General features: G+C 63.5%; 1 pseudogene. It reads left to right on the forward strand.

From position 1 onward, the window contains the following. Positions 1-444, forward strand: a pseudogene (locus tag EGI20_RS19040) (1-deoxy-D-xylulose-5-phosphate synthase); the annotation flags it as partial.

Consider the following 444-nt stretch of genomic DNA (forward strand, 5'->3'; position numbering starts at 1 on the left):
GGCTTGCGACGGCATGAAGCCTGTGGTCGCCATCTATTCCACCTTCTTGCAGCGCGGCTATGACCAGCTGATCCATGATGTGGCGCTACAAAACCTGCCAGTGGTGTTCGCCATCGACCGCGCCGGTCTGGTCGGCGCCGACGGACCGACCCATGGCGGCGCGTTTGACTTGTCCTTCCTGCGCTGCATTCCAAACATGACGGTGATGGCGCCATCCGACGAGAACGAGTGCCGCCAGATGCTGTATACGGCCTTCACCCTCGACACCCCGACCGCAGTGCGCTATCCGCGCGGTGCCGGCTGCGGCGCCGAAGTCATCAAGGACATGTGCGCTCTGCCGCTGGGCAAGGGGCGCCTGTTGCGCGAAGGCAAGTCTGGCATCGCCATTCTGGCTTTTGGCAGCATGGTCACGCCGGCGCTGGCTGCCAAAAGCCAGAATGGCGA

The sequence above is a fragment of the Aquitalea sp. S1-19 genome, from assembly GCF_024343515.1.